This is a genomic window from Xanthomonas sp. NCPPB 3200 (assembly GCF_056393585.1).
The window spans coordinates 454,143-478,600 of the sequence record NZ_CM150785.1 but is presented as its reverse complement, the minus strand read 5'-3'; the positions used below and the strand labels follow the sequence as shown (position 1 = coordinate 478,600).

Sequence of the window (24,458 nt, the reverse complement as noted above, 5' to 3'; positions counted from 1 at the left end):
AGCCGGCACTTGGTCGCAAGCTAGGCGCTCTGTGTGACCCGCCACGTCATCTTTTGACCCGGCCGGGCGCACTGACCGACTTATGTCGATGTCCGACAGGGAAATCTGGATCCCCCCTGTTCCGGCCCTGTCGGATATCGGCGCCTCCAACGCATAAAGCCCCGGCATGCCGGGGCTTTATGTTTTTGTCGTGCGGTCCGCTCTGGCGCGCCTGGGCACCCCGTTCGAGCAGCCAGGGCTGCGGCGGGCGGTGGAGCGCGGAAAAAAATAAGGGTCGGCAGTCCCCCGACTACCGACCCTTACGCTACCCCATCGCACGCGTGGCTGGCCCCTGTTCCAATTCCAGCCTTGCGCCCATGTCGCAATGCCACGACGGGTGCACTAGGGATATCCGCACGGAACATGCCAACTTGAGAGCCAGTGTTCGATAATGTGATCTACATCACATTTTTATCCGTCGAGTGACCTTACTCGCCCTTCAGCCGATACTTTCGCGGCCGCCAACCTCCTTCTGCTCCTGGTCCACGCCCATGTCCGACTCCTTCTATCGCTACGACGTCATCGTGATCGGCGGCGGCCATGCCGGCACCGAGGCGGCGCTGGCCTCCGCGCGCGCCGGTGCGCGCACCTTGCTGCTGACCCACAACATCGAGACGGTGGGCGCGATGAGCTGCAACCCGGCCATCGGCGGGATCGGCAAGGGCCATCTGGTCAAGGAGATCGACGCGCTGGGCGGGGCGATGGCACGCGCGGCGGATCAGGCCGGCATCCAGTGGCGCACGCTCAATGCCTCCAAGGGGCCGGCGGTGCGCGCCACCCGCTGCCAGGCCGACCGCAACCTCTACCGCAACGCCATCCGCCGTATCGTCGAGGCGCAGCCAAACCTGACCGTGTTCCAGGCGGCGGTGGACGATCTGATCATCCACAACGGCGCCGCCGAAGCCGACAGCGTGCGCGGCGTGATCACCCAGACCGGGCTGCGCTTCGAAGCGCCCTCGGTGGTGCTGACCGCCGGCACCTTCCTGGCCGGCAAGATCCACGTCGGCGAGACCCAGTACGCGGCCGGACGCATGGGCGACCCGCCGGCCACCACGCTGGCCGCGCGTCTGCGCGAACGGCCGTTCGCGATCGACCGGCTCAAGACCGGCACCCCGCCGCGCATCGACGGGCGTACGCTCGACTACAGCGTCATGCAGGAACAGCCGGGCGACGACCCGCTGCCGGTGATGTCGTTCATGGGCCAACTCGGCGATCACCCGCGCCAGGTCAGCTGCTGGATAACCCAGACCACCGAGCAGACCCACGACATCATCCGCAGTGCGCTGCATCGCTCGCCGCTGTATTCCGGGCAGATCGAAGGCATCGGCCCGCGTTACTGCCCGTCGATCGAAGACAAGGTGGTGCGCTTTGCCGAGAAGAGCAGCCACCAGATCTTCGTCGAGCCCGAAGGCCTGGAAGTGGCCGAGATCTATCCCAACGGCATCTCCACCTCGTTGCCGTTCGACGTGCAGCTGGCATTGGTGCGCTCGATCCAGGGGTTTGCACAGGCGCATATCACCCGCCCCGGCTATGCGATCGAATACGACTTCTTCGACCCGCGCGGGCTCAAGGCCTCGCTGGAAACCAAGGCGGTGGGCGGGCTGTTCTTCGCCGGGCAGATCAATGGCACCACCGGGTACGAGGAGGCCGCCGCACAGGGCCTGCTGGCCGGGCTCAATGCCGCGCGCCATGTGCAGGGCTTGCCGGCGTGGTCGCCGCGCCGCGACGAGGCCTACCTGGGCGTGCTGGTGGACGATCTGATCACCCACGGCACCACCGAGCCGTATCGCATGTTCACCAGCCGCGCCGAATACCGCCTGCAGCTGCGCGAGGACAACGCCGATGCGCGCCTCACCGGCGTCGGCCGCGCGATGGGCCTGGTCGACGATGCGCGCTGGGCGCGCTTCTCCGCCAAGCAGGAGGCGGTGCAGCGCGAAAGCGCGCGCCTGTCGGTGCTGTGGGCGACCCCGGGTAATGCACTGGGCCGCGAAGTGGCCCAGACCCTAGGCGTGGCGGTGAGCCGCGAAACCAACGTGCTGGACCTGATCAAGCGCCCCGAACTCAATTACGCCGCGCTGATGCGCGTGCCGACGCTGGGGCCGGGCGTGGACGATGCGCAGGTGGCCGAGCAGGTGGAGATCAGCGTCAAATACGCCGGTTACCTGGACCGCCAGCGCGACGACATCGCACGCCAGCAGCGCCACGAAACCACGCCGATTCCGGATGGATTCGATTATGCCGGCGTGCGCGGGCTGTCGATCGAGGTGCAGCAGAAACTCGAGCGCGTGCGCCCGCAAAGCATCGGCCAGGCGCAACGCATTGCCGGCATGACGCCGGCGGCGATCTCGTTGCTGCTGGTGCATCTGGAGCGGGCGCGCCGCAGCCAGGTGGCTTAAGCGCTCGCCGGTGCGTGGGCAGCTGCATGGCGGCTGCCTGTTCGGACGCATGCGTTTACACGCGGCACACGCGTGAATGTTTGTCAGCGGATGTCATGGCGCGACGGCATGTCGCCGCAAGCGAAGCAACACGCCGGTATCGCAGCGGCGGTGCCGAAAAGCGCGATGGAGGTCGCGAACGAGTTGGTATGCTCCGGCACCACCGACGACTTCATGACGATGAACAGACTGCGCGCGCTGCTGACGGCCAGCTACCGGATCGCCTGCCCCGCCCTGCTGCTGATGCTGGGCGGCACCTCGCAAGCGGCCGCGCAGACCGAGGAAGACGGGCGTTACTGGCTGAGCGTGTATGCCCAGGGCAAGCTGCCGGTCGAAAACCTGTACTGGAGCATGGACGTGCATCCACGCTGGCGCGAAGAGGGCGCACAGTTCGACCAGTTGATCCTGCGCCCTGCGGTGTTTTACCGGTTCACTCCCAAGGCCAGTGTCTGGATGGGCTATGACACCATCATCAGCCACCCGGCCGGGCAGTCCTCCAACCGCGAAAATCGCTGGTGGGGGCAGTTTCAATATCAGTTCGATCCGATTGCCAATATCACCATCACCAGTCGCACCCGCCTGGAGCAGCGTCACCGCGAAGGTTTCAGTGACGAAGGGTATCGGGTGCGCCAGATGATCAGGGCGGTCCGGCCCAGCGCATTGTCTGCGCAACTGTCGTGGGTGGCCTTCAACGAACTGTTCGTCAATCTCGATCAGACCGAGTGGGGCGCCCGACGCGGTCTGGACCAGAACCGCGTCTTCGTCGGCATCAACTGGAAGTTCAACGACATTGCCAATGTCGACGTCGGTTATCTGAATCAGTTCGTCAACACCAGCACCGTGGACCGCGAAAACCACGTGCTGATGACCACGTTCCGCTTCAACTTCTGAGCCTGCTGGTGGCCCGCAAGGCTTGCGCACCTGCGAGCCTAGATCGTCGTCTTTCCCTCGCGCGGTGATCCACATGCGGGCATGGCTGCAGCGCTGCGGCAGCGCGCGCATGGCACGCCTGCCGCAGGCCCTTATGCCGCCCTGCGCTCGACGGCGGGCAGCAAACGCTGGCGCAGCAGCAGCGCTGCCATCTCCAGCGTTTCGCTGGCGGCGCGCAGGACGCCGCCCATATTGATGAAGCCGTGGATCATGCCGGGAAAGCTGTGCAGGGTGACTTCCACACCGGCGGCGCGCAGACGTTCGGCATAGCTGCGTCCTTCGTCGTAGAGCATGTCGCGCTCGCCCACGATGACCAGTGCGGGCGCAACGCCGGCCACCTCCGGCACCAGCATCGGCGAGACGCGCCAGTCCTGTGCAATGGCCGGGTCGGGCAATAGATGGCGATTGAAGAAGCGCACTGCCTCTGTGGTCAGCGGCGGCAGGCCGGCGTTATGTGATCGCGACGGGTATTGGCCGTTGTCCTCGCGCGCATCGGTGAGCGGATACACCAGCACCTGGCAGCGCAACGCGATCCCCGCATCGCGCGCGGCCAGCGCCGCGACTGCGGCCATGGCCCCGCCGATGCTGTCGCCGGCCACGGCCAGGCGCTGCACGTCGGCACCGACCGCATCGGGCTGGGCAACCAGCCAGTGCAGGGTCGCAATCACGTCCTCCACGCCGGCCGGCGCGGGATGTTCCGGCGCCAGGCGATAGTCGACCGCCAGCAGCTGGCAGCCGGCGCGCGCCGCCAGTTGCCGGCAGACGTCGTCGTGGGAGTCGAGGTCGCCCACCACGCCGCCGCCGCCGTGCACGAACAGGCAGGTCGGGGCCGGACCGGCAGCCAGCCCGGACGGGCGATACAGACGCAGGCGCACCGGGCCAGCGGCGGTACCGGCCTGCAGGTCGCGCACCTCGGCCATCTCCACACGCGAAAAGCCAAGCTGCGTGCCGAGTGCACGCATCATTGCGCGCGCGCCCTCGATCGGCAGGGTTTCCATCGGTGGTTGAGCGGCGTGTTGAAGCTGGGCAAACAGGCGCACGACATCGGGATCAAACGACATGGCGGACTCTCCAGGAGACGATGGCTGAGCCTGCCAGATACTTATGATCAATCACCATTCAACGCCATCAATTATTTCAATGGCGGTGCCGGAGATGCGCGGCAGTACCGCAAAAACCCCGTGCTGCCGATGCATGCGCCTGCCATGGCGATGCCTGGCGAACAATCGCGCCATCAGTATCCGTTGGTTTTTTGCTGCACTGCATCGTGACTGCGCGCCTGCATCGGCGCGCACCTGCATGACAGTCGTGAGCGATGCATGCCGGCATGCGCGCCAACTGTGTCGCTGCTGTGACGCCGCATCGCGCGCGAACGCAACAGCGGCCTAGTCGTCGTCCTCGGCAGCGGCCTCGCGGCCCTGCTGACGGATGAGGTTTTCCTGGCGTGCGTCCTCGATCGAGGCACGGATGGCACGCACGTCGGCGCGGCGGGTGTCGAACTTGAAGCGGCCGGTCAGCACGCTGTCCGGGCGCAGCTCGCCCTTTTCGAACAGCGCCCACATCTCTTCGCCGTAATGGGTGTCCAGCAACTCCGGGGCGAAGCGGCCGAGGCAGTCGCGCAGGTTGTGCACATCGCGCAGCAGCATGTCGCGTGCGGCGTTGTTGCCGGCAGCACTGACCACCTGCGGGAAATCGATCAACACCGGGCCCTCGGGCGAGACCAGCACGTTGTATTCGGACAGGTCGCCGTGCACCAGGCCCAGCGACAGCATCTTGACCACATCGCCGATCAGGCTGGTGTGGAAGCTGCGCGCCTGCTCCGGCTCCAGGTCCACCTCGCCCAGCCGCGGTGCGCTGTGGCCGGCCTCGTCGGTGACCAGGTCCATCAGCAGCACGCCGTGGAAATAGCCGCGCGGCTTAGGCACGTGCACGCTGGCGTCCATCAGTTGATAGAGCACCTCGGCTTCGGTGTTCTTCCATGCGGTCTCGGCTTCGCGCCGGCCGAACTTGGTGGCCTTGCCCATCGCGCGCGCCTGGCGGCTGCCACGCACCTTGCGGCCTTCCTGATACTGCACGCGCGCCTGGAAACTGCGTTGCGCCATGTCCTTGTAGACCTTGGCGCACAGGATGTCGGCGCCCGTACTGACCACATAGACGGATGCTTCCTTGCCGCTCTTCAGTGGTCGCAACACTTCGTCGATGATGCCGTCGTCGATCAGCGGTTGCAGGCCCTTGGGGGTTTTCATGGACTAAGGAGACCGATCCGAAACAAACCAGCAACGATTATGCGGCAACCAGGGTGAAGCGCTTACATGTCCAGGCGCAAGCTGCGACCGGGGGCATGTATCGGCGTGAGCGCTTACCATGCACGGACCCGTCCAAGCTGCGATCCGATGCCCGAGCCCGCCTCCAGCCGCCGCAAACCCACCACCACCGTGGCCACCGCCGGGAGCGAACGCGGCCTGCCGCATGAGTTGATGCAGCAGATCGCCGCCGCCCAGGGCGACCCGGACTTCATGACCTCGCTGGGCCGCGGGCTGGTGGTGCTGAGCGTGTTCGCCCAGCACGCGCGCGAGGTGACGATGTCGCAGATCAGCCTGGAAACCGGCATCTCGCGTGCGGCGGTGCGGCGGGTGCTGCATACCCTGGCCAGGCTGGGCTATGTCGGCGAGCAGGGCCGCGGCTACGTGCTGCTGCCGCGCGTGCTGGGGATCGGCGGTGCGTATGCGGCGTCTTCGTCGATGACCGCGGCGGCGCAGCCGGTGCTGGACGGGCTGCGCGACCAGTTGCACGAATCCTGCTCGCTGGGCGTGCTGGACGGCGACGACCTGCTGTACGTGGCGCGTGCCGAGACGGTGCGCATCATGTCGATCGGGCTGCGCCCGGGCACACGCCTGCCGGCCTACTGCACCTCGATGGGCCGAGTCTTGTTGGCCGCCCTGCCCGGCGACACCTTACAGGCGTACCTGGAGCGCACCACACTGCGCCCGCGTACCGACCGCACCGTGACCCAGGCATCTGCACTGCTGGAAGTGCTGGCACGCACGCGCCGCGAAGGCATGTGCCTGACCGACCAGGAACTGGAAATCGGCCTGCGCTCGATCGCGGTGCCGGTGCGCAACCTGCGCGGCGAGGTGATCGCCGCGCTCAACATCGGCGCCCAGGCCGGGCGCGTGAGCCTGCAGACGATGCAGACGCTGCTGGAGCCGTTGAAGCAGGCGGCGCAGCGACTGGGTGCATTGTTGAGTTAGTGGGTGGCGGGCGCGCTCAGCGCGGCCGGCGCAGGAAGCTCACCACCGCATCCACCCAGGCGGCATGGGTGTCCTCGACATGCGCCACGTGATCGGCGTGCGGCAGCGTGACCCAGCTGCGGTCTTCGCAGCGCAGGCGTGCGTACAGGTGCGCGTTGTCCGCCTGGGTCGCGATGGGATCGTCGACGCCACGCAGCAGCAACACCGGCAGCGTGGTCACCTGCTCCGGCTGGAAGGCGAACTGCTCCATCGCGCGCCAGTCGGTGCGCACCGGGTCGGCCGATACCGCCTGCGCCACATAGGCCGCACGCACGCTAGGCGGTGCGGCGTTGGCGGTAATGAAGTCCTCGCCGGCCGCCGCGGCCGTGGTGGGCGCACGCAATGGCTGCGCCGGCGCCGGGGTGGTGTCGGGCGCTGCGTCGACATCGTCGGGGAAGCCGTACAGCACCAGCGCCGACACTGCCTGCGGATGTTGCTGGGCGATCAGCAGCGCCACCCGCGCGCCATTGGAATAACCGAGCAGCGCCGGCGGCGGCAGCTGCGGGTGCTGGTGGGCAACCCAGCTCAGCACCGCATCGACATCGGCCACGGCGCGCGCGGGCGTGTTCCAGCCGCTGCGATCGCGCGCACTGCCGCCATAGCCGCGCAGATCGACCGCGTAGGCGGCATAGCCGGCCTGCGCCAATGCCGCCAGCACCGAGCGCGCATCGCGTGGCTCGTCGGCAACCTGCAGATCGAAATTGGGCAACGCACTCCAGGTGCGCCCATGCACCAGCAGGATCGTGCCGCGCGGCTGCGCCGGGACGCGCGACCACACCGCCAGCGTCTGGCCATCGTCGGCGCGCACCTGCGCCAGCTCGGTTCCGGGCCCGGGATGCGGTCGTGCCTGCAGCCCGGATACGGTGAGCAGCAGCAAAAGCAGACAAACGGTACGCAGCAGCATCGGCAACCTCATGGGAAATGTCCTGTGCGAACGGAAGCGGTGGTCCGTTGCGGCACGTGCATCATCCCGTCGTCGATGGGTGATGTCATCAGCGACGGAGGTGGATGTAGGACGGCCAGGGTGCAACGCAGTGCGCGCGCTGGATCGCCCCCCTGCCCGGCGTGCCCTGAGTGCAGGCCAGGGGCACAGCCAACCTAACCGGTCGCATTGCCCGCCGCATGCCGCGCAAACGCAGCGTGCCTGCTGCCACGCGTCGCCGTGGCCGTCAGCCTTCGCGCACCGGCTGTTCTTCGCCGGCCTGCTCCTCGAGGATGGGCTTGGCCAGCGCGAAGGCATGGTTGGCGGCAGGCACGCCGCAATAGACCGCGGCCTGCAGCAGGACCTCCTTGATCTGCTCGGGCGTGACGCCGTTGTTGCGCGCGGCGCGCACGTGCAGCTTGAACTCCTCGTCGTGGCCCAGCGCCACCATCATCGCCAGGGTCAGCAGCGAGCGGGTGTGCGCGGGCAGGCCATCGCGGGTCCAGATGGTCCCCCAGGCGTAGCGGGTGATCAGCGTCTGGAACTCGTCGGTGAACTCGGTGCGTGCAGCCAGCGAGCGCTCGACATGCGCATCGCCCAGGACGCGGCGGCGCTCGCGCAAGCCCGCCTGGTAACGCTCGTCTTCGTGCATCGGAAATCTCTCCTGCGTGGGAATGGGGAATGGGGAATGGGGAATCGAGAACCGGGAATCGGGTGCTGACGGCTGCTGCAGGTCAGCTTTGGCCGTAGGGCAAGCGCTGACGTATCAGGTGCACTGGTTGCGATTGATGTCGCTGGCGACAGGCAGCTGGCCGTGGTCAGCTGGCGCAGATGCAACGCATGAGCGGGGATGCCGGACGTCGTGTGTGCCGGATCGGGGTGACGGCTGCATGCGTCCGGCAGTTGCCTGGCCGGGCGGAGGGTCACACGTGGTCGGCCTGCAGAAAGCCCAGCACGCTGTGGTTGAACGCGGCCGGCGACTCCAGGTTGCAGATGTGCCGGCCGGGCACCTGTGCGTAGTGGCCGTGCGGGGCGGCGTAGGCGATCTCGCGCAGATCGGCCGGCGGACAGACCGGGTCGTCGTCGCCGGCCAGTGCGAGCAGTGGCAGCTCCAGCGTGTCCAGCGCGCCGCGGAAGTCGGCGTCGGCCACCGCCTGGCAGCAGGCGATATAGCCCTGCGGCGATGTCGACACGAAGGCGGCCACGATCATGTCCAGGCGCTGCGCATGGCTGATCGCAAACGGCGGGGTGAACCAGCGTTGCAAGGTGGCATCGACCAGCCCCGGCAGGCCTTCGCTGCGCACCTGCTCGATGCGCGCGTTCCAGCTATCGCTGCTGCCGATCTTCTGCGCGGTGGCGCACACCACCAGCCGGCGCAGGCGCTGCGGCGCATGCAGGCCCAGCCATTGCCCGGTGAGTCCGCCGATCGACAGGCCGCAGAAGTCGCTCTGCGCGATCTGCAACGCATCCCACAGCGCCAGCACGTCCTGGCCCAGGTCGGCAACCCGATACGGGCCGGGCGGCGTGTCCGAATCGCCATGGCCACGGCGGTCGTAGCGCAGGATGCGGTAATGCGGCGCAAACGCGGCGATCTGCACGTCCCACATATGCAGGTCGGTGCCCAACGAATTGCAGAAGGTCAGCCAGGGGCGGCCTTCGGTGCCGTCGAGGCGGTAGTGCAGGCGATGCATGGGCAACTGGAGATAAGCCATCGGAGCACCGTCAGCGGGATGAAGAAGCGGCCAGCACGCGATCGATCCAGACCGAGGACATGCCGCGCCAGCTGTCCACATCGAACACCGCCTGCAGTTGCGCCTGCGTGAGTACCGCGCTCACCTGCGCGTCGTCGCCGAGCACCTCGCGCAGATGGCGTTGCTGCGCCTGGGCGCGTGCCACCGCCTGTTCGACCAGCGCATGCGCCTGTGGCTTGCCGAGCCGTGGTGCCAGCGCGAACACCGCTGCCTCGGCGTACAACGCGCCGCCATGGCTGTGCAGGTGCGCGCGCATGGCTTCGCGGTCCAGTTGCAGGTCGGTCAGGCAGCCTTGCATCTGCGCCAGGCTGCCGGCGGTCAGGCACACGATCTGCGGCAAGGTCTCCCATTCGGCATGCCATTGCCCGGCGGCGCGTTCATGCGGCTGCGCCATCGCGCTGAACAAGGTCGCCACCAGGCCGGGCACGCGGGTGGCAGCAGCAACCGCGGCGACGCTGGAGACCGGATTGCGCTTGTGCGGCATCGCCGAGGAGCCGCCCTTGCCGGCTGCGGCCGGCTCGAACACTTCGCCGACTTCCGACTGCATCAGCAACACCACGTCGCCGCCGATCTTGCCCAGCGTGCCGGCCAGCAGGCCGAACGCGCAGCCGACCTCGACGAGGCGATCGCGTGCGGTATGCCACGGCATCGCGGGCAACGGCAGCGCCAGCGTGGTTGCCAGCGCCTGGGCGACATCCAGACCGCGCTCCTGCAACGACGCCAACGTGCCGGCCGCGCCCCCGAACTGCAGCACCAGGCCATCGTGCTGCAAGGACTGCAGGCGGCTATGCGCGCGCTGCAACGCATCCAGCCAGGCGGCGACCTTGAGCCCGAACGTGACCGGCACCGCCTGCTGCAACAAGGTGCGACCAGGCAGGCCGGTATTGCGTTCGCGCGCGGCCAGCGCAGCCAGCTCGGCGCACAGGCCCTGCAGGCGCGGCAGCAGCAGGTCGAGCGCGGCGCGCAGCTGCAGTACCGTGCCGGTGTCGATGACGTCCTGGCTGGTGGCGCCCCAGTGCACCCAGCGCGCGGCCTGCGCATCGTGGGTGGCCACGCGCGCGGTCAGCGCCTTGACCAATGGAATGGCGGGGTTGCCGGCAAGTGCGGTGGCCTGGGCCAGCGCGGCCAGATCGTAATGCTGCACGTCGCATGCGGCCGCAATGGCCTGCGCGGCCTCGGCGGGAATCACGCCGCATTGCGCCTGCGCGCGGGCAAGCGCGGATTCGAAGTGCAGCATTGCCTGCACCCGCGCCGTGTCGTCGAACAGCGCGTCGCAGGCCGGCTCGCCAAACAGGGATCCCAACAGGGAAGACGTCGCAGTCATGCATGGCCTCGGGTGGCGTGCCGGCAGCATGGCACCGATGCGCAAGAGTGCCAACTGGCGTGCGCGGTGCCGGGTGGTGTGCACGCGTGGTGGTCGGTGCGGGTCATGCGTGCTGCACGTTTGGACAAGGCGTGTCGCGGCGGGATCACGGCATTGCGCGCGGGTACTACGCGATCACGATGGATCACCGAGGGCAGCGCGCGCAGGCACCTGCCTGCCCGGCGCGCGGCGACAGCTGCGCCGCACCTGCACGCAGGTGCAGGCGTGCTGCTCGCACGGAGACAACCATGCATGGCACCCCGCGCACCGACGGCGCGATCAATAGTTGAAGAACACCGTTTCCGCATCGCCCTGCATATGGATGTCCCACACGTAATCGCTGCCACCGCGCGAATGCGCCAGCAGCGTGCTGCGGCGCTCGGCCGGCACCAGGGCCAGGATGGGGTCGCTGCCCAGCTGCGGATCGTCGGCGAAGTACAGCCGCGTCGACACGCCGCGCAACAGCCCGCGCATGAAGACCAGCACGGTCAGATGCGCTGCCTGCAGCTTGCCATCCGGCCCGGCGACCTGGCCCGGCTTGACGGTGCTGAAGGAAAAACGCCCCTGCGCGTCGGTCGGCACGCGGCCCCAGCCATCGAAGCCGGGATCGTGCGCCTGGCAGCGCGTATCGGCGGCATGCGCATAGATGCCGGCCGCATCGGCCTGCCACAGCTCCAGCACTGCGTCGGCCACCGGGGCGCCGGCGCCATCGAACACGCAACCACTGACCTGCACGTGTGTGCCCGCGGCCTGCGCAGGCGCGAGTTGCGCGCGATACAGCGGCTCCAGCCCGAGCCGGTAGTACGGGCCAACGGTTTGCGACGGGGTGGTGTGCAGGCTCATCGATTCACTCCCAGACCGTTTGCTTGCGGCCGCGCAACACGATGTCGAAGCGGTAGGCCAGCGCGTATTCACTCACCGCGTTTTCCCAGTCGAAGCTGGACACCATGCGTTCGCGCGCCTGCGCATCGTCCACGCAGTTGTAGATCGGGTCGTGCGCCAGCAACGGGTCGCCGGGGAAGTACATCTGGGTGATCAGCCGCTGCCCGATGCCGTCGCCATGCAGCGAAAAATGGATATGCGCTGGCCGCCAGGCGTTGTAGTGATTGCGCCACGGATACGCGCCCGGCTTGATGGTCTTGAAGGCGTAGCGGCCGTGGTCGTCGGTGAGCACCTGGCCGGTGCCGCGGAAGTTGGGATCCAGCGGTGCGTCGTGCCGGTCGCCGGCATGTTGATAGCGGCCGGCGGCATTGCATTGCCACACCTCGACCACGCTATTGCGCACCGGCTTGCCGTTTTCGTCGAGCACGCGACCGGACACGATGATGCGCTCGCCCAATGGCTCGCCCGCAAAGCCGGCGGTGAGGTCGGCGGCATGCTCGCCCAGGGTGAGCCGATTCAATTGCGGGCCGGTGACTTCCGACAGCGTGGCCGGGATATCGATCGGCGCACGCGTGGGGCCGCGCAACGCGGTGGATGCGTAGGGCAGATGCAGGTAGGCCGGCTGTGTGCCGATCCTCGGCCGGCGATAGCCGAGCAGCGGATCGATCGACGTGTCAGAGCTGGGGTCGCGCATGCGGGATCTCCATCGGTTGCGCTACGGCAGGATCAAAACGTGGGTGTGCGGTCACGGCGGTGACGGTTGCAATCGGCGCACTACACGCGCTCGATCGCCAGCGCCACGCCCTGCCCGACCCCGATGCACATGCTGGCAAGCCCAAGCCGCCCATTGCCCGCCTCCAGTTGCCGCAACAAGGTCAATGCAAGCCGCGCGCCGCTCATGCCCAGCGGATGACCCAGCGCGATGGCGCCGCCATTGGCGTTGACGTGCGCGGCATCGTCGGCCAGGCCGAACGCGCGCGTGCAGGCCAGCACCTGCGCGGCGAAGGCTTCATTGAACTCGATCGCGTCGAACTGCTCGATGCGCAGGCCCAGGCGCGCCAGCAGGCGCTGCGTGGCCGGTACCGGGCCGATGCCCATGTAGGCAGGCTCCACGCCCGCCGAGGCGAAGCCGAGCACGCGTGCCCGCGGGGTCAGCCCATGCGCATGCACGGCCTGCGCAGACGCCAGCAACAGGGCGGCAGCGCCATCGTTGAGACCGGCCGCATTGCCGGCCGTCACCGTGCCGGGCTGGCGGAACACCGGCTTGAGCTTGGCCAGCATCTCGGCGGTGGTGTTCGGGCGCGGATGCTCGTCGCGATCGACCGCGCTTGCCTCGCCCCCTTTGCGTGCGGCCACCGGCACCGGAGTGATCTCCCCCTCAAAAAATCCCGCTGCCTGTGCGGCGGCGGCGCGTTGCTGGCTGCGCAGCGCGAACGCGTCCTGGTCTTCGCGCGCGATGGCATGGCGCTGTGCCACGTTCTCCGCGGTCTCGCCCATCAGCTCCACGCCATAGGCACCCTGCAGGCGCGGATTGATGAACCGCCAGCCCATGGTGGTGTCTTCCAGCTGTTGCGTGCGCGCGAACGCGCTCTCGGCCTTGCCCATGACCCACGGCGCGCGGGTCATCGATTCGACCCCGCCAGCGATCGCCAGCCCCAGCTCGTCGGCTCGAATGCCGCGCGCCACCGTGCCGACCGCATCCAGCCCCGAGCCGCACAGGCGATTGAGCGTGCTGCCCGGCACCGAGCTGGGCAAGCCCGCCAGCAACAGACTCATGCGCGCGACATTGCGATTGTCCTCGCCGGCCTGATTTGCGCAGCCCAGGTACACATCGTCGATCAGCGCCGGTTCCAGTTGCGGATTGCGTGCCATCAACGCGGCGATCGGTATCGCGCCCAGGTCGTCGGCGCGCACGCCGGCCAGGGCGCCGCCGTAGCGGCCGATCGGCGTGCGGATGCCATCGATCAGATAGACCTCGCTCATGCCTCGGCTCCGGCTGCCTGCTTGCCATGCGCTGCGTCGGTGCGTGCCTGCAGCGCGCGCAGCGCCTGCAGTTCCGCAGCACTGGGTGGGGTGGTCTGCGCCAGATCGGCGGCGAAGCGGATCGGCCAGCCGGTGGCCGCGCTCACCTGCTCGCGGGTGCTGCCGGGATGCAGCGCGGTGACGGTGAGTTCGCGGGTCACCGGATCGGGCTCCATCACGCACAGGTCGGTGACCACCACGGTGGGGCCGGCGCCGGGCAGGCCGGCGCGCTGCCGCGCATCGCCACCGTCCAGATGCCCGACCGTGGTGATGAAGTCCAGCGCGGGCACGAAGCTGCGTCTGGATTGGCGAATGATGATGAACACCTGTTTGGCGCTGGCCGCGATCTCCGGCGCGCCGCCCGCGCCGGGCAGCCGTGTCTTGGGCGCGTCGTACGGGCCGATCACCGTGGTGTTGAGATTGGCATGGCGATCGATCTGCGCCGCGCCCAGGAAGCCCACGTCCACGCGCCCGCCCTGCAGCCAGTAGCGGAAGATTTCTGGCGTGGAGACCACGGTGTCGGCGGTTTCGGCCAGCTCGCCGTCGCCGATCGACAACGGCAGCACGTCGGGGCGCGCGCCGATCGGACCGGATTCGTAGATCAGGGTGACATCCGGCGCATGCGTCAGCCGCGCCAGGTTGGCGGCGGTGGACGGCAGGCCGATGCCGACGAAGCACACCGCGCCATCGGGCAGGCGCCGCGCCGCCGCCACGGTCATCATCTCGTTGGTGCTGTAGTCGCTCATGCGGCCACCTGCAGCAGCGATTGCGCGTACACGCGCTGGAACGCGGCAAAGTCCTCGGTGTCGAGAATGTGCGTCTGGATCCAGGCCTGGAAGCGGGCGCGGTCGCGCGCAATCGCATCCCAGGCCAGGTAGGAGCGGTTGTCGCGGGCGTAATAACCGTGCGCGTACGACGGCGCTGCACCGCCGGGCACATGGCAGACCGCATCGACCACCCAGCGCGGCAGGATGCAGGCGTTGGGCGGTGCATCCAGCGTGTCGACGATCTCTTCCACCGTGACGATCACCTTGCGCGCCGCCAGCGCGGCTTCCTTCTGCACACCCAGGATGCCCCACAGCAGCACGTTGCCGCGGCGGTCGGCCTGCTGCGCATGGATCACGGTGACATCGGGCTTGACCGCCGGCGTGGTGGCCAGCGTCTCGCCGGTGTACGGGCATTGCAGGAACTTGATGCTGTCGTTGACGCGCGGCAGGTCCGAGCCGACATAACCGCGCAGCACCGCGAACGGCAGGCCCGAGGCACCGGCCACATACGCGTTGGCCATGTCGGCATGACTGTGTTCGCGGATCTGCAGCGGCTGCGGCCACGCATGTTCGACCGCATCGCGCAGCCGGTGCAGCGAACCGACGCCGGGATTGCCGCCCCACGAGAACCGCAATGCCGATGCACAACCGGCGCCGATCAGCTGGTCGTAGATCAGGTCAGGGGTCATGCGCACCAGGTGCAGGTCGCGCTTGCGCTGGCGGATCACCTCGTGGCCGGCCGCATGCGGAATCAGATGGGTGAAGCCTTCCATCGCCACGCAGTCGCCATCGGCGATCAGCTGGGACACCGCTTCTGAAAGGGGGACGATCTGGGCCATTGCTTCGGTCCTGCACAGCGAGCGTGTGGTCACGTTAGGCGCAGCTGCACGGCCCGGTCAATGCGATTATCGGCGCATCAATTCGATAATCGCACAATTTCGGCGGGCGACCGACGCTCCAACATTGTCTCCGGTGTATACATAACTTCGCTTGCAAGCAGACGCCAGCGCCGGCATGCGCGTCAACTGGTCGCCAGCCGGCGCACCGCTGCCGATCCGCACCCCAGGTTGTATACAAAACCCCAGGAGCCACGGTCATGTCCCAGTCCAAGCAGCTGTTTCCCCTCAACGCGTGGTACGCCGTCGCCTGGGACCACGAGATCAAGCATGCGCTGACCCCGCGCAAGGTCTGCAACCTGGATGTGGTGGTCTATCGCACCACTGCCGGGGCCGTGATCGCGCTCGAAGATGCGTGTTGGCATCGCCTGGTGCCGCTGTCGATGGGCAAGCTGCGCGGCGACGATGTGGTGTGCGGTTACCACGGGCTGGTCTACAACAGCCAGGGCCGCTGCGTGCACATGCCCTCGCAGGAGACCATCAATCCCTCCGCGTGTGTGCGCAGTTTTCCGGTGGCCGAGAAGCATCGCTATGTGTGGATCTGGCCGGGCGACCCGGCGCAGGCCGACACCCGCCTGATTCCCGACCTGCACTGGGCGCACGATCCGGCCTGGGCCGGCGATGGCCGCACCATCTATGCCAAGTGCGACTACAGGCTGGTGCTGGACAACCTGATGGACCTGACCCACGAGACCTTCGTGCACGGCTCCAGCATCGGCCAGGACGAGATCGCCGAAGCGCCGTTCGAGGTGATGCATGGCGACCGCTCGGTGGTGGTGTCGCGCTGGATGCGCAATATCGACGCGCCGCCGTTCTGGGCCAGCCAGATCGCGCGCCATCTGGATTACCGCGGCAAGGTCGACCGCTGGCAGATCATCCGCTTCGAAGCGCCCGGCACCATCGCCATCGACGTTGGCGTGGCCATCGCCGGCACCGGTGCGCCGGAGGGCGACCGCAGCCAGGGCGTCAACGGCTACGTGCTCAATACCATCACGCCCGAAACCGACACCACCTGCCATTACTTCTGGGCGTTCATGCGCAACTACGCGCTGCACGACCAATCGCTGACCACGCTGACCCGTGCAGGCGTCACCGGCGTGTTCGGCGAGGACGAGGCGGTGCTGGAAGCGCAGCAACGCGCCATCGACGCGCATCCGGATCACACCTTCTACAACCTCAACGTCGATGCCGGCGGGATGTGGGCGCGCCGCGTGATCGATCGGCTGATCGCCCAGGAGCAGCGCGCGCAGGAACTGTCGCTGCGCATGGTGGGCTGAGCACCGCACCGGAGGTTTCCATGTCACCCGCCACCCCGTTTCGTAGCAGTGCCGCGCAGACCACGCGCGCACTGCTGTCGCTACGCGAACTGATCCTCGACGGTACCCTGCCGGCCGGAACGCGCCTGTCCGAGCTGGCGGTGGTGCAGCGGCTGGGCATGTCGCGCACGCCCGTGCGCGCCGCGTTGCAGCGGCTGTGCGAAGAAGGCCTGGCCAGCGCACTGCCCGGCGGCGGCTATGCGGTGCAGGCCTTCAGCGAACGCGACGTGCACGATGCGATCGAGCTGCGCGGCACGCTCGAAGGCCTGGCCGCGCGCATGGCGGCCGAGCGCGGTGCATCGGCCGCGGCGCTGGCCCAGGCACGCCAGTTGCTGGACACGCTCGACCGCATCGTCGGCTCGCCGTTGCACGCCATCGACTTCAGCGCGTACGTGCAGGCCAATGCGCAGTTCCACGCGTTGCTGGTGGCCATGGCCGGCAGCGATGTGCTGGGCCGCGAGCTCACCCGCGTGCTGCAGCTGCCGTTCGCCTCGCCCAACAGCCTGGTCATGGCGCAGACCACCAGCGCCGAGGCGCGGCTGATCCTGACCCTGGCGCAGGACCAGCACCGCGAAGTCCTGGCCGCCATCGAAGATCGCCAGGGCGCGCGCGCCGAAGCGCTGATGCGCGAACACGCACGGCTGGCCCATCGCAATCTGCGCCACGTGCTGCAGACCCCGGCGGCGATCACCCAGGTGCGCGGCGGCGCATTGATCGGCCGCGCCCATCCCGCCACTGCCGGCAGCAGCCGGTCCACCCCTCTGCCTGGAGTTCCCCATGCGTAAAGACACCCAGTGGCACCGCGCCCATGTGGTCAGCATTGCCGACGCCTGCGAGGGCGTGCGCGAAATCGTGCTCGACCCAGGCACCGCGGCGCGCGGCTTCGAGGTCGGCAGCCATCTGGATTTTCGCGTGCAGCTGCATGGCCGCGCCGACCTGCGCTCGTACTCGCTGGTGGGCGAGCCGCGTGCCGATGGCTACTACCAGATCGCGGTACGGCAGATGCCCGACAGCCGCGGCGGCTCGCGGCACATGTGGACGCTGCAGCCCGGCGATGTGGTGGAGATCTCCCCGCCCAGCAACAACTTCGCGCTGGACGAGGGCGGCGAGGAGATCCTGCTGATCGCCGGCGGGATCGGCATCACCCCGATCATCGGCATGGCGCAGCGGCTGGCGCGCCGCCACCGCGCGTTCCGCCTGCTGTATGCCGGGCGTACCCGCCGTGCGATGGCCTATGTCGACGAACTGGAAGCGCTGCTGGGCGAGCGCCTGCAGCTGCAATGCGACGACGGCGCCGGCCCGGCGGATCTTGCCGCCGAGCTGGCGCGGCTGTCGCCCAATGCCGAGGTGTACGTGTGCGGCCCGCTCGGCATGCTCGAAGCGGTGCGCCAGCACTGGCATGCCGCCGGGCGTCCGCGCGCGCGGCTGCATTTCGAAACCTTCGGCAACAGCGGGCGGGTGCCGGCGCAGGCATTCGTGGTCAAGCTGCCCGGGCTTGGCCTGGAAGTGCCGGTGGCCGAGAACGAGTCGATGCTGGATGCGCTGGCCGACGCCGGGGTCGAGCTGATCGCCGAATGCCGGCGTGGCGAATGCGGGCTGTGCGCGGTCGAGGTGCTGGACAGCGCGGCCGATATCGATCACCGCGACGTGTTCTTCAGCGACGAACAGCGCCGCGAGAACCGCAAGCTGTGCGCCTGCGTCTCGCGCGCGGTGGGCGGCAGCATCAGCATCGATACCGGCTACCGCGGCGAGCTGGGCTGAGCGCGGCCATCGGCACGCCGGCGCTCGCGCAGCGCGTGTTTGCATCCTCACGCGCATGCGCGATCATCTGCGCATGGAGTCGACTCACTACAGGACGGTCCCGGCGCCGGCACTCAACCCGCGCCAGGAACAATTGGTGGCATTGGTGCGGCAGCAGGGCTTTGCCGAGGTGGAAGGGCTGGCGACGCGCTTCGAGGTGACGCCGCAGACCATCCGTCGCGACCTGACCCTGCTGTGCGATGCCGGTGTGCTGCGCCGCTATCACGGTGGCGTCAGCATGCCCTCGAGCGTGGAAAACCTGGCCTACACCGCGCGCAAGGCGCTGCAGGCGCGCGAGAAGCAGCACATCGCCGCGCAGGTCGCCCGCTTCATTCCCGACGATGCCTCGTTGTTCATCAACCTGGGCACCACCAACGAAGAGGTCGCGCGCGCCTTGCTGCAGCACCGCGGCCTGCGCGTGATCACCAACAACCTCAACGTGGCGGTGATGCTCAGCGCCAACCCCAGCTTCGAGGTGATCGTAGCCGGTGGCGTGGTGCGCGGGCGCGACCAGGGCGTGACCGGCGAGGCGACGGTGGAGCTGATACGGCAGTTCAAGGTCGACTTCGGGGTGATCGGCATTTCCGGCATCGATCTGGACGGCACCCTGCTGGACTTCGACTACCAGGAAGTGCGCGTGGCCCAGGCCATCATTGAGCACTCGCGGCAGGTGCTGCTGGCCGCCGACCACAGCAAGTTCGGCCGCAACGCCATGGTGCGACTGGGCGCGATCGCCCAGGTGCACGACTGGTTCACCGACCGGCCGCCGCCGCAGGAACTGGCCGCCGTGCTGGCCGAGGCCGGCACCCGCGTGCATCTGGCCGCGCCTGGCGACGCCGGCTGAGCCACTTGTTCGTTTTTGTGCGTTTGCGGCGCGGCGTGCCAATCTGGCTTCCTCAATGATCCGCCCTGACTATCAAGGTTTCGGCTTCGATAGGCCGAATCGCTCTATTTCCGCCTAGTTCTCAGGCCTGACAGCTCTTCACGTCCCGAAAAGGTTTGATGTTCGAATATGTTCGAACATGACAACTTGGGTTCGCTACTGGCGCGCCCGGACGGAGACACCGATGGGCGAGACATACGATCTTCTGGTGATAGGCGGCGGCATCAACGGGGTCGGCATCGCCCGCGATGCGGCCGGGCGTGGCCTGTCGGTGTGCCTGTGCGAGCAGGACGATCTGGCCGCGCATACCAGCAGCGCCAGCACCAAGCTTATTCATGGCGGCCTGCGCTATCTGGAGCAGTACGAGTTCGCGCTGGTTGGCAAGGCGCTGGCCGAGCGCGAGGTATTGCTGCGGCTGGCCCCGCACATCATCTGGCCGCTGCGCTTCCTGCTGCCGCATCAACCGCATCTGCGCCCGGCCTGGATGATTCGCGCCGGGCTGTTCCTGTACGACCATCTCGGCGGAAGCAAGCGCAGCCTGCCGCGCTCGCGCCGGCTGTCGCTGCGCACGCACCCGGTTGGCCAGCCGCTGCAGGAATCGCTGCGCACCGGCTTCGTGTACTCCGATGCCTGGGTGCAGGATGCGCGGCTGGTGGTGCTCAATGCGATGGACGCCGCCAGGCGTGGCGCACAGATCCGCACCCGCACACGCTGCGTCGGTGCCTGGCGCGATGCAGGCTTCTGGTATGCCGAGCTGGAAGACCGCGACGGCCGCCGCCGCACCGTGCAGGCGCGTGCACTGGCCAACGCGGCCGGGCCATGGGCGGTGTCGTTCCTGGACAAGGTCGCCGCAGTGCCGCACAAGCACGCACTGCGCCTGGTCAAGGGCAGCCACATCGTGGTGCCCAAGTTGTTCGACCACGACCACGCGTACATCTTCCAGCAACCGGATCGGCGCATCGTGTTCGCCATTCCGTACGAGCACGACTTCACCCTGATCGGCACCACCGACGTGGATTACCAGGCCGACCCCGCCGCGCCCAGCATCGATGCGGCCGAAGTGCAGTACCTGTGCGATGCGGTGAACCTGTATTTCCAGCAGCAGATCGCCCCCAGCGATGTGGTGTGGAGCTATAGCGGCGTGCGTCCGCTGCTGGACGACGCCGAGGACAACGCTGCCGAAGTCACCCGCGATTACCAGCTGGAAGTGCTTACCGACGGCGCACCGTTGCTCAACGTGTTCGGCGGCAAGCTCACCACCTATCGCAAGCTGGCCGAAGAAGCGGTCGACCGCCTCACCCAGGCGCTGGGTGCCCGCAAGCCGGCATGGACCGCGCGCGGCGATGCATTGCCCGGCGGCGAACAACGCGATATCGCCAGCCTGCTCGAGCGCGTGCGCAACGCATACCCATGGCTGCCGGCGCCGACCGCGCAGCGGCTGGTACGCAACTACGGCACCTGTGCGGAGCAGCTGCTGGGCCAGGCGCAGGACATCGCCGCCCTGGGCACGCACTTCGGCGCCGATCTGTACCAGGCCGAGGTGGATTACCTGCGTGCCCACGAATGGGCCGTCACTGCCGACGACATCCTGTGGCGCCGCAGCAAACTCGGCCTGCGCATCGACGCGGCCAGGCGCGCACGCCTGGAGGCGTATTTGCAGACACACTCGGTCCGGCAGGCGGACGGCGTGCCGGCCTGATCGAACCACGTTGCCGGCGAGGACGGGTCGCGCGGCAACGTATCCTGGCGCATTCGCCGGCATCATCCTGAGTCACGTGGAGGGCACCCTGATGAGCATCACCGAAGACCCCTGCGCGCCAATGCGCGCATCGCACCACCCTGCCTGTGTCATCGCCATCGGCGCGAGGACGCGCGCATGAGCCGCCAACTCGTGGGTGAGTTGATTTCCGAAGCGGTGGCGATGTTCATCATCATCGCGCTCGGCGATTCGGTCGCGGCGATGTACGTCCTCTACGACCCCAGCCCGTACCAGAACGCCTACTGGGGCGTGTGTATCGCCTGGGGCCTGGCGGTGACGCTGGCGATCTATGTCACCGGCTCGGTGTCCGGCACGCATGCCAATCCGGCGGTGACGCTGGCGCTGGCGCTGTTCCGCGGTTTCTCCTGGAAGAAGGTGCTGCCGTACTGGGGCGCGCAGGTGATCGGCGCATTCCTGGGCGCGGCCATCGTCTACCAGTTGTACGGCCCGGTCATCGACCACTACAACCAGGTGCAGCAACTCACCCGCGAAGCCGGTGGCGCCGCCGGGGTGTTCTTCACCGCACCCGGCCTTGCGGTCACGCCGATGCATGCGCTGGTCGACCAGATCATCATCACCGCGTTCCTGATCTTCGGCATCTTCGCCATCACCGAACAATTCAACGAAGCCGCGCCGACCGCCAACTCCGGCGCGCTGATGATCGGCCTGCTGGTGGCGACGCTGGGCGCGTCGATGGGCTATCTGGAAGCCTGGGCGATGAATCCGGCGCGCGATTTCGGCCCGCGTCTGTTCGCCTACCTCGCCGGTTGGGGCGAGGCTGCGTTGCCGGCCAAGGACAACTACTGGTGGATTCCCATTGTCGGCCCGTTGATCGGCGGCCCGATCGGCGCGCTCGCCTACCAGTGGCTGATCCTGCCGTTCCTGCCGGCACGCGTGCGCCATCTGCAGGGCGGCAAACCGCTCGATCCGCGCTGATCGCCCTGCTGCACGACTGACAGCTGGGGTTTATCGGCCTTCGCGCAGCGGCGTGCACTGCCCCCTTTCTCGCCGTGCGTCAGCGCCGGCATTGTTCGAGGAATCTCCGATGGAAAAGCAATACGTCCTTGCGATCGATCAAGGCACCACCAGCTCACGGGCGATGTTGTTCGATCGCAACGGCAAGGTGGCCGGCGTGGCGCAGCGCGAGTTCGGCCAGATCTTTCCGCAGCCGGGCTGGGTGGAACACAACCCGCGCGAGATCATGACCAGCGTCTACACCACGATCACCGAGTTGCTCAACAACGCGCAGATCGATGCGCGCTCGATCGCCGGTATCGGCATCACCAACCAGCGCGAGACCGCGGTGGTGTGGGACAAGGCCACCGGCCAGCCGATCTACAACGCCATCGTCTGGCAATCGCGGCAGACCAAGGACATCTGCACGCAGCTCAAGGAGGCCGGGCACGAGCAGATGGTGCGCGACAAGACCGGCCTGCTGATCGATGCGTATTTTTCCGGCACCAAGGTCAAATGGATCCTCGACCACGTCGACGGCGCCCGCGAGCGCGCGCGTAACGGCGAGCTAGCCTTCGGCACCATCGACAGCTGGCTGATCTGGAATCTCACCGGCGGCAAGGTGCATGTCACCGACTACACCAATGCCTCGCGCACGCTGATGTACAACATCCACACGCTGGAGTGGGACGCCGAGCTGCTGGCCATGCTCGACGTGCCGAAGGAAATGTTGCCGGAGGTACGCTCGTCCAGCGAAATCTACGGCATGACCCAGACCCAGTATTTCTACGGCGAGCAGGTGCCGATCGCCGGGATCGCCGGCGACCAGCAGGCGGCGCTGTTCGGACAGGCCTGCTTCGAGCCGGGCATGGCCAAGAACACCTATGGCACTGGCTGCTTTGCGCTGATGAATACCGGCGACAAGGCGGTTGCGTCCAAGGCCGGTCTGTTGACCACGATCGCCTGGGGCATCGACGGCAAGGTCGAATACGCGTTGGAAGGTTCGATCTTCGTCGCCGGCTCGGTGGTGCAGTGGCTGCGCGACGGCCTGCGCATGCTCGGCAAGGCCAGCGACTCGCAGGCCTATGCCGAACGCGCCGGCGACAACGACGGGGTCTATCTGGTGCCGGCCTTCGTTGGCCTGGGCGCACCGTATTGGCGCAGCGATATCCGCGGCGCGGTGTTCGGGTTGACCCGCGGCACCACCAAGGAACATTTCGTGCGTGCAGCGGTGGAATCGATGGCCTACCAGACCCGCGACGTGTTGACTGCGATGCAGGCCGATTCGGGCATCGAGCTGAAGGAACTGCGCGCCGACGGTGGCGCGATCGCCAACGACTTCATGGCGCAGTTCCAGAGCGACATGCTCAACGTGCCGGTGCTGCGCCCGGAAGTGGCCGAAACCACCGCGCTTGGCGCAGCCTACCTGGCCGGTCTGGCGACCGGGTTCTGGAGCAGCCGCGAAGAGATCGCCAAGCAGTGGGCGGTGGATCGCCGCTTCGAGCCGACCATGGCCGACGACAAGCGCGAACAACTCTATGCCGGCTGGCAGCAGGCAGTGGAAGCGACGATGGGCTTCCGCACCAGCTGACCGCTGCGCTCAAAAAGACAACGCCCGCCATCAGGCGGGCGTTGTCGTTTCCGTCAACCACTTGCATGGTTGCTGACGAGCTGCATGGATCACGCATTGCAGGGCTGCACGCTGCAGCCCTGCAATGCAGCAGCGATTACTGGCCGCCGCTATTGGCGCGGCCGGCAATGGTGTCCGGATCCCAATGCTCCTTGATCAGGCCTTTTTCGATGCGGAACATGTCGAACCAGGTGGTCGTATAGGTGGTGCCAGGTTTATTCGGATTGGGCAAGGTGCGCACCGACACCAGCGTGACCAGATCGCCGTCGGCAGTGATGGCCACCAGCGGCAGCTGCACGCGCGGCTGCACCGGCGTCGGCTTCACGAAGGCGGTCAGGAAGGCGATGAAGGCATCGCGGCCATTGGCCACATTCGGGTTGTGCTGGATGTAGTTCTTGTCCATGTACATCGGCGCATACTGCACCTGGCCGGCTTCGAACACGATGCGCCAGAAATCGTAGACCAGCCGCTTGTTGGCGGTTTCATACCAGGTGGAGCCAAGCAGCATCTTCTGGTGGTTGGGATTTTCCGTCACTGCGGTCTGCGCGAACGCAGCCACCGGCGCCACCAGCATGACCAGCAGCATGACCAGCAGCAAGGCGCGTGAGAACAGCTTATTCATGGAAGACTCCTTATGTGGAGACGGGCGCTGTGCCGGCCGGGTGCCAACACGGTGCACCGTTGATTGGGGGACGACGCGCCTTGGCACACAGGGTTTTCCACGCGTCGCCGCCAGCCTAACGGCCGCGTCCGCTCGCCCGCTAGCCGCCCTGGAGTGCACCAGGGCACCTGCGGTATTGGTGGTAATCAGAAGATAAC

General features: G+C 67.5%; 23 protein-coding genes. 11 read left to right on the top strand and 12 right to left on the bottom strand.

Translation table 11 applies throughout. The features are described 5' to 3' along the window. Positions 1-530 precede the first annotated feature (530 nt). Together mnmG and AC06DU_RS02025 are read left to right on the top strand one after the other, a co-directional pair. Entirely contained in the window at positions 531-2,435 is a 1,905-nt protein-coding gene (gene mnmG / locus AC06DU_RS02030; RefSeq protein WP_184609953.1) for a tRNA uridine-5-carboxymethylaminomethyl(34) synthesis enzyme MnmG, read from the top strand. Between the two features lie 219 nt (positions 2,436-2,654). After that, on the top strand, positions 2,655-3,365 hold the full coding sequence (locus AC06DU_RS02025) for a DUF2490 domain-containing protein (RefSeq protein ID WP_478203422.1): 711 nt from the start codon (positions 2,655-2,657) through the stop codon (positions 3,363-3,365). Between the two features lie 131 nt (positions 3,366-3,496). On the opposite strand, the gene AC06DU_RS02020 is transcribed toward AC06DU_RS02025, so the two are convergent. Then, a complete protein-coding gene (locus AC06DU_RS02020; RefSeq protein WP_478203421.1) occupies positions 3,497-4,465 on the bottom strand; it encodes an alpha/beta hydrolase in 969 nt (322 codons plus the stop codon). On the opposite strand from AC06DU_RS02020, the gene AC06DU_RS02015 reads away from it, so the two are divergent. Further along, positions 4,421-4,675: a hypothetical protein gene (locus AC06DU_RS02015; RefSeq protein WP_478204484.1), complete on the top strand. Its 255-nt coding sequence runs from the start codon at positions 4,421-4,423 to the stop codon at positions 4,673-4,675. The two genes, AC06DU_RS02020 and AC06DU_RS02015, sit on opposite strands and share 45 nt — an antisense overlap. 114 nt (positions 4,676-4,789) lie before the next feature. On the opposite strand, the gene AC06DU_RS02010 is transcribed toward AC06DU_RS02015, so the two are convergent. Further along, positions 4,790-5,650: a PA4780 family RIO1-like protein kinase gene (locus AC06DU_RS02010; RefSeq protein WP_039528778.1), complete on the bottom strand. Its 861-nt coding sequence runs from the start codon at positions 5,648-5,650 to the stop codon at positions 4,790-4,792. A 147-nt stretch (positions 5,651-5,797) separates the two neighbouring features. On the opposite strand from AC06DU_RS02010, the gene AC06DU_RS02005 reads away from it, so the two are divergent. After that, positions 5,798-6,655, top strand: coding sequence for an IclR family transcriptional regulator domain-containing protein (locus tag AC06DU_RS02005; RefSeq protein ID WP_024938784.1), 858 nt, complete (start codon positions 5,798-5,800; stop codon positions 6,653-6,655). A gap of 16 nt (positions 6,656-6,671) precedes the next feature. Here AC06DU_RS02005 and AC06DU_RS02000 read toward each other — a convergent pair whose 3' ends face one another. From AC06DU_RS02000 to AC06DU_RS01960, 9 genes are all read right to left on the bottom strand, one after another. Beyond that, entirely contained in the window at positions 6,672-7,598 is a 927-nt protein-coding gene (locus AC06DU_RS02000; RefSeq protein ID WP_478204343.1) for an alpha/beta hydrolase, read from the bottom strand. A 265-nt stretch (positions 7,599-7,863) separates the two neighbouring features. Further along, complete coding sequence (gene pcaC, locus AC06DU_RS01995) at positions 7,864-8,268, bottom strand: 4-carboxymuconolactone decarboxylase (protein ID WP_184432373.1); 405 nt, start codon at positions 8,266-8,268, stop codon at positions 7,864-7,866. Between the two features lie 271 nt (positions 8,269-8,539). Further along, positions 8,540-9,328, bottom strand: coding sequence for a 3-oxoadipate enol-lactonase (pcaD, locus tag AC06DU_RS01990; protein WP_478203419.1), 789 nt, complete (start codon positions 9,326-9,328; stop codon positions 8,540-8,542). A 10-nt stretch (positions 9,329-9,338) separates the two neighbouring features. Continuing rightward, a complete protein-coding gene (locus AC06DU_RS01985) occupies positions 9,339-10,691 on the bottom strand; it encodes a 3-carboxy-cis,cis-muconate cycloisomerase (RefSeq protein ID WP_478203418.1) in 1,353 nt (450 codons plus the stop codon). A gap of 318 nt (positions 10,692-11,009) precedes the next feature. After that, positions 11,010-11,573 (bottom strand): protocatechuate 3,4-dioxygenase subunit alpha, encoded by a 564-nt coding sequence (gene pcaG / locus AC06DU_RS01980; RefSeq protein WP_478203417.1) that lies wholly within the window; start codon positions 11,571-11,573, stop codon positions 11,010-11,012. Between the two features lie 4 nt (positions 11,574-11,577). Beyond that, the gene (gene pcaH, locus AC06DU_RS01975) at positions 11,578-12,306 is read right to left on the bottom strand and encodes a protocatechuate 3,4-dioxygenase subunit beta (protein ID WP_024938790.1); all 729 of its coding nucleotides are present in this window, start codon (positions 12,304-12,306) and stop codon (positions 11,578-11,580) included. Between the two features lie 80 nt (positions 12,307-12,386). Further along, the gene (gene pcaF, locus AC06DU_RS01970; RefSeq protein ID WP_478203415.1) at positions 12,387-13,595 is read right to left on the bottom strand and encodes a 3-oxoadipyl-CoA thiolase; all 1,209 of its coding nucleotides are present in this window, start codon (positions 13,593-13,595) and stop codon (positions 12,387-12,389) included. Further along, complete coding sequence (locus AC06DU_RS01965) at positions 13,592-14,380, bottom strand: CoA-transferase subunit beta (protein WP_102253242.1); 789 nt, start codon at positions 14,378-14,380, stop codon at positions 13,592-13,594. The genes pcaF and AC06DU_RS01965 overlap by 4 nt, the downstream gene beginning before the upstream one ends. Beyond that, entirely contained in the window at positions 14,377-15,240 is an 864-nt protein-coding gene (locus tag AC06DU_RS01960) for a CoA transferase subunit A (RefSeq protein ID WP_179464448.1), read from the bottom strand. The genes AC06DU_RS01965 and AC06DU_RS01960 overlap by 4 nt, the downstream gene beginning before the upstream one ends. Positions 15,241-15,497: 257 nt before the next feature. Here AC06DU_RS01960 and AC06DU_RS01955 point away from each other — a divergent pair, with 257 nt between their 5' ends. The 7 genes from AC06DU_RS01955 to glpK all read left to right on the top strand — a co-directional run bounded on the left by AC06DU_RS01955 (position 15,498) and on the right by glpK (position 23,600). After that, on the top strand, positions 15,498-16,574 hold the full coding sequence (locus AC06DU_RS01955) for an aromatic ring-hydroxylating dioxygenase subunit alpha (RefSeq protein ID WP_016904721.1): 1,077 nt from the start codon (positions 15,498-15,500) through the stop codon (positions 16,572-16,574). Positions 16,575-16,594: 20 nt separating this feature from the next. Further along, entirely contained in the window at positions 16,595-17,398 is an 804-nt protein-coding gene (locus AC06DU_RS01950; RefSeq protein WP_046345407.1) for a GntR family transcriptional regulator, read from the top strand. After that, on the top strand, positions 17,391-18,374 hold the full coding sequence (locus AC06DU_RS01945) for a PDR/VanB family oxidoreductase (RefSeq protein ID WP_478203414.1): 984 nt from the start codon (positions 17,391-17,393) through the stop codon (positions 18,372-18,374). Before AC06DU_RS01950 ends, AC06DU_RS01945 begins: the two co-directional genes overlap by 8 nt. 55 nt (positions 18,375-18,429) lie before the next feature. Then, entirely contained in the window at positions 18,430-19,257 is an 828-nt protein-coding gene (locus AC06DU_RS01940) for a DeoR/GlpR family DNA-binding transcription regulator (RefSeq protein WP_102253243.1), read from the top strand. Between the two features lie 223 nt (positions 19,258-19,480). Next, the gene (gene glpD / locus AC06DU_RS01935) at positions 19,481-20,995 is read left to right on the top strand and encodes a glycerol-3-phosphate dehydrogenase (RefSeq protein ID WP_478203412.1); all 1,515 of its coding nucleotides are present in this window, start codon (positions 19,481-19,483) and stop codon (positions 20,993-20,995) included. 177 nt (positions 20,996-21,172) lie between these two features. Beyond that, the gene (locus AC06DU_RS01930) at positions 21,173-21,991 is read left to right on the top strand and encodes an MIP/aquaporin family protein (protein WP_016904933.1); all 819 of its coding nucleotides are present in this window, start codon (positions 21,173-21,175) and stop codon (positions 21,989-21,991) included. A gap of 109 nt (positions 21,992-22,100) precedes the next feature. After that, a complete protein-coding gene (glpK, locus tag AC06DU_RS01925) occupies positions 22,101-23,600 on the top strand; it encodes a glycerol kinase GlpK (RefSeq protein WP_126965396.1) in 1,500 nt (499 codons plus the stop codon). A gap of 136 nt (positions 23,601-23,736) precedes the next feature. Here glpK and AC06DU_RS01920 read toward each other — a convergent pair whose 3' ends face one another. Next, complete coding sequence (locus AC06DU_RS01920) at positions 23,737-24,261, bottom strand: nuclear transport factor 2 family protein (RefSeq protein ID WP_126965397.1); 525 nt, start codon at positions 24,259-24,261, stop codon at positions 23,737-23,739. Between the last annotated feature and the right edge of the window lie 197 nt (positions 24,262-24,458).

Excerpts from the sequence above, each read along its gene's own strand:
- AC06DU_RS01960 (WP_179464448.1), bottom strand. The coding sequence starts at position 15,240 with ATGGCCCAGATCGTCCCCCTTTCAGAAGCGGTGTCCCAGCTGATCGCC.
- pcaG (WP_478203417.1), bottom strand. The coding sequence starts at position 11,573 with ATGAGCCTGCACACCACCCCGTCGCAAACCGTTGGCCCGTACTACCGG.
- AC06DU_RS01945 (WP_478203414.1), top strand. The coding sequence starts at position 17,391 with ATGCGTAAAGACACCCAGTGGCACCGCGCCCATGTGGTCAGCATTGCC.
- AC06DU_RS01920 (WP_126965397.1), bottom strand. The coding sequence starts at position 24,261 with ATGAATAAGCTGTTCTCACGCGCCTTGCTGCTGGTCATGCTGCTGGTC.
- AC06DU_RS01930 (WP_016904933.1), top strand. The coding sequence starts at position 21,173 with ATGAGCCGCCAACTCGTGGGTGAGTTGATTTCCGAAGCGGTGGCGATG.
- pcaH (WP_024938790.1), bottom strand. The coding sequence starts at position 12,306 with ATGCGCGACCCCAGCTCTGACACGTCGATCGATCCGCTGCTCGGCTAT.
- AC06DU_RS02000 (WP_478204343.1), bottom strand. The coding sequence starts at position 7,598 with ATGCTGCTGCGTACCGTTTGTCTGCTTTTGCTGCTGCTCACCGTATCC.
- AC06DU_RS02020 (WP_478203421.1), bottom strand. The coding sequence starts at position 4,465 with ATGTCGTTTGATCCCGATGTCGTGCGCCTGTTTGCCCAGCTTCAACAC.
- AC06DU_RS01940 (WP_102253243.1), top strand. The coding sequence starts at position 18,430 with ATGCGCGATCATCTGCGCATGGAGTCGACTCACTACAGGACGGTCCCG.
- AC06DU_RS02005 (WP_024938784.1), top strand. The coding sequence starts at position 5,798 with ATGCCCGAGCCCGCCTCCAGCCGCCGCAAACCCACCACCACCGTGGCC.
- AC06DU_RS01955 (WP_016904721.1), top strand. The coding sequence starts at position 15,498 with ATGTCCCAGTCCAAGCAGCTGTTTCCCCTCAACGCGTGGTACGCCGTC.
- pcaC (WP_184432373.1), bottom strand. The coding sequence starts at position 8,268 with ATGCACGAAGACGAGCGTTACCAGGCGGGCTTGCGCGAGCGCCGCCGC.
- glpD (WP_478203412.1), top strand. The coding sequence starts at position 19,481 with ATGGGCGAGACATACGATCTTCTGGTGATAGGCGGCGGCATCAACGGG.
- AC06DU_RS02025 (WP_478203422.1), top strand. The coding sequence starts at position 2,655 with ATGAACAGACTGCGCGCGCTGCTGACGGCCAGCTACCGGATCGCCTGC.
- AC06DU_RS01950 (WP_046345407.1), top strand. The coding sequence starts at position 16,595 with ATGTCACCCGCCACCCCGTTTCGTAGCAGTGCCGCGCAGACCACGCGC.
- glpK (WP_126965396.1), top strand. The coding sequence starts at position 22,101 with ATGGAAAAGCAATACGTCCTTGCGATCGATCAAGGCACCACCAGCTCA.
- AC06DU_RS02010 (WP_039528778.1), bottom strand. The coding sequence starts at position 5,650 with ATGAAAACCCCCAAGGGCCTGCAACCGCTGATCGACGACGGCATCATC.
- mnmG (WP_184609953.1), top strand. The coding sequence starts at position 531 with ATGTCCGACTCCTTCTATCGCTACGACGTCATCGTGATCGGCGGCGGC.
- pcaF (WP_478203415.1), bottom strand. The coding sequence starts at position 13,595 with ATGAGCGAGGTCTATCTGATCGATGGCATCCGCACGCCGATCGGCCGC.
- AC06DU_RS01965 (WP_102253242.1), bottom strand. The coding sequence starts at position 14,380 with ATGAGCGACTACAGCACCAACGAGATGATGACCGTGGCGGCGGCGCGG.
- AC06DU_RS01985 (WP_478203418.1), bottom strand. The coding sequence starts at position 10,691 with ATGACTGCGACGTCTTCCCTGTTGGGATCCCTGTTTGGCGAGCCGGCC.
- pcaD (WP_478203419.1), bottom strand. The coding sequence starts at position 9,328 with ATGGCTTATCTCCAGTTGCCCATGCATCGCCTGCACTACCGCCTCGAC.